This window comes from Curtobacterium sp. A7_M15 (assembly GCF_030705415.1).
Classification (GTDB): Bacteria; Actinomycetota; Actinomycetes; order Actinomycetales; family Microbacteriaceae; genus Curtobacterium.
In genome coordinates this window covers 1-2,434 of record NZ_JAUZED010000206.1, presented here as the reverse complement: position 1 = coordinate 2,434, position 2,434 = coordinate 1, and the positions used below count along the sequence as shown (strand labels likewise).

3 protein-coding genes are annotated in these 2,434 nt (G+C 71.0%); all 3 read right to left on the bottom strand.

Going from position 1 to position 2,434, the window contains the following annotated elements; genetic code table 11:
• Positions 1–71 precede the first annotated feature (71 nt).
• Genes rdgB through murI form a run of 3 tightly spaced genes read right to left on the bottom strand, consistent with a single transcriptional unit; the run spans position 72 to position 2,241 of the window.
• Positions 72–665 carry an RdgB/HAM1 family non-canonical purine NTP pyrophosphatase gene (rdgB, locus tag Q7F20_RS18400; RefSeq protein ID WP_305741502.1) on the bottom strand — a complete coding sequence of 198 codons (594 nt, stop codon included), beginning with the start codon at positions 663–665 and terminating at the stop codon, positions 72–74.
• Positions 662–1,399: a ribonuclease PH gene (gene rph / locus Q7F20_RS18395; RefSeq protein ID WP_305741501.1), complete on the bottom strand. Its 738-nt coding sequence runs from the start codon at positions 1,397–1,399 to the stop codon at positions 662–664. The genes rdgB and rph overlap by 4 nt, the downstream gene beginning before the upstream one ends.
• Positions 1,396–2,241: a glutamate racemase gene (murI, locus tag Q7F20_RS18390; protein WP_305741500.1), complete on the bottom strand. Its 846-nt coding sequence runs from the start codon at positions 2,239–2,241 to the stop codon at positions 1,396–1,398. The genes rph and murI overlap by 4 nt, the downstream gene beginning before the upstream one ends.
• Between the last annotated feature and the right edge of the window lie 193 nt (positions 2,242–2,434).

Sequence of the window (2,434 nt, the reverse complement as noted above, 5' to 3'; positions counted from 1 at the left end):
GACCTGAGCCACGTCGACACGTGGCTCAGGTCGTCTTTGGTTGTGCAGCCGCGCAGCCGCGAGTCCGCCCGTCAGACGCCGAAGTACTCCCGCACCACCGGCGCGATCCCGCGGAACGCCTTGCTGCGGTGTGACAGCGCGTTCTTCTCCTCGCGCGTCAACTCCGCCGACGTCCGGTCGGCGTCGTCCGGCCGGAAGACCGGGTCGTACCCGTGCCCGCCGTCGCCGATGGGTTCCGTCGTGACCTCGCCGTTCCAGACCGCCTCGACGACGTGCTCGGTGCCGTCCGGCGCGACGAATGCCGCGGCGCAGACGAACGCCGCCGTCCGCTCGACGACACCGTCGAGGTTCTGCAGCAGCAGCGCGATGTTGTCCGCGTCGACCCGTGTGCCGGCGTACCTGGCCGAGTGGATGCCGGGGGCCCCGCCCAGCGCGTCCACCGCGATGCCCGAATCGTCGGCGAGCGCCGGGAGCCCGGTGTGCGCGACCGCCGCGCGGGCCTTGATCAGGGCGTTCGCCGCGTAGGTGTCGCCGTCCTCGACGGGCTCGGGACCGTCGTACCCGACGAGCTCGACGCCCTCGCCGAGCGCCGACCCGAGGATCTCGCGCAGCTCGACGACCTTGCCCTGGTTGTGCGTCGCCAGGACCACCGTGCGGGAGGTCACGCGAGCCCCAGCACGGACTGCTGGATCGCTGCGAGCGACTGGTTGCCGGCGAGTCCGAGGTCGAGCAGGACGTTCAGCTCGTCACGGTCGAAGGGGGCGTGCTCGGCCGTGCCCTGGACCTCGATGAACTTGCCGGAGCCGGTGGTGACGATGTTCATGTCGGTGTCGGCCGCGGAGTCCTCGGTGTACGCCAGGTCGAGCATCGGCTCCCCCTTGACGATCCCGACCGAGATCGCCTGCACACTGTCGGTCAGCGGGACGGCCTTCTTGCCGATGAACCCCTTGTCGCGACCCCACTCGATCGCGTCCGCCATCGCCACGTACGCGCCGGTGATCGACGCGGTGCGGGTCCCGCCGTCGGCCTGGAGGACGTCGCAGTCGATGACGAGCGTGTTCTCCCCGAGGCCCTTCATGTCGACCACGGCCCGGAGCGAGCGACCGATCAGCCGCGAGATCTCGTGTGTCCGCCCACCGACCTTGCCCTTGATCGACTCGCGCTGCATGCGCTCGTTCGTCGACCGGGGCAGCATCGAGTACTCGGCGGTGACCCAACCGGTGCCCTTGCCTGCGAGCCAGCGCGGGACGCCGTTCGTGAAGGAGGCGGTGCAGAGCACCTTGGTGTTGCCGAACGAGATGAGCGCGCTGCCCTCGGCCTGCGTGCTCCACCCCCGCTCGATCGTGACGGGACGGTGGTCGGTCGCGGTGCGGCCGTCGATGCGGAGGGTGTCGCTCATGGGGTCCTTTCGATGCGGGGCAGCGTGATCGCCCCGGTCTGGAGGTGGCCGACGCTGGAGACCTCGGGGCCGAGGAAGCGTCGGGCGAGTCGGATGAAGCCGTTCTTGTCGTCGCCGGTCGCCTCGAACGAGTAGGTCGGCGGCTCGTCGGCCGTGCGTTCGAGTCCGTGCTCGACGAGCCGTCGGTACACGTCGTTGGCGGTCTCCTCGGCGCTGGAGACGAGGGTCACGTCCGGCCCCATCACGTACTGGATCGCGGCCGACATGAGCGGGTAGTGGGTGCAGCCGAGGACGAGCGTGTCGACGTCGGCGTCCCGCACCGGCGCGAGGTACCCCTCGGCGACGGATCGGAGCGCTGGGGAGGAAGTGTCCCCCGCCTCGACGAACTCGACGAACCGCGGACACGCCGCAAGACTCAAGGTGATGTCCGAGGCGACCGCGAAGGCGTCCTCGTACGCGCGGGACGCGATGGTCCCGACCGTGCCGATCACGCCGATCCGCCCCGTCCTGGTCTGCTTGACGGCAGCGCGGGCAGCGGGCTGGATGACCTCGACGACGGGGATCCCGTACGCCTGCTCGTACCGTTCGCGGGCGTCCCGGAGCACCGCGGAGGACGCGGTGTTGCACGCGATCACGAGCGCCTTCACGCCCTGTTCGACGAGGTCGTCCATCACCTCGAGCGCATAGCGGCGGACGTCCGCGATGGGCTTCGGGCCGTACGGCGAGTGCACGGTGTCGCCGACGTACCGGATGCTCTCGCGTGGCAGCTGGTCGATGATCGCGCGGGCCACCGTGAGTCCACCGACCCCACTGTCGAAGACTCCGATCGGTGCATCCGTCACGACACCAGCGTACCGAGCGGGCGGCCCGCCCTCCCCGCGAGCGGGCGGAACGCGCGCCGCCCCCTTCGCCGGCACCACGTGTTCCGCCCGCTCGCAGCCCTGCGCGCCCGTCCAGGAGGCGCGACCCGAGCCCGCCAGGCCGCCCCGCGCCTCCAGGCGGTCACCCCACCCCGCGAGCGGGCGAAATCCGCAC

What these genes read in the sequence shown, in the direction of transcription:
- rph (WP_305741501.1), bottom strand. Translation starts at nt 1,399, where the DNA reads ATGAGCGACACCCTCCGCATCGACGGCCGCACCGCGACCGACCACCGT.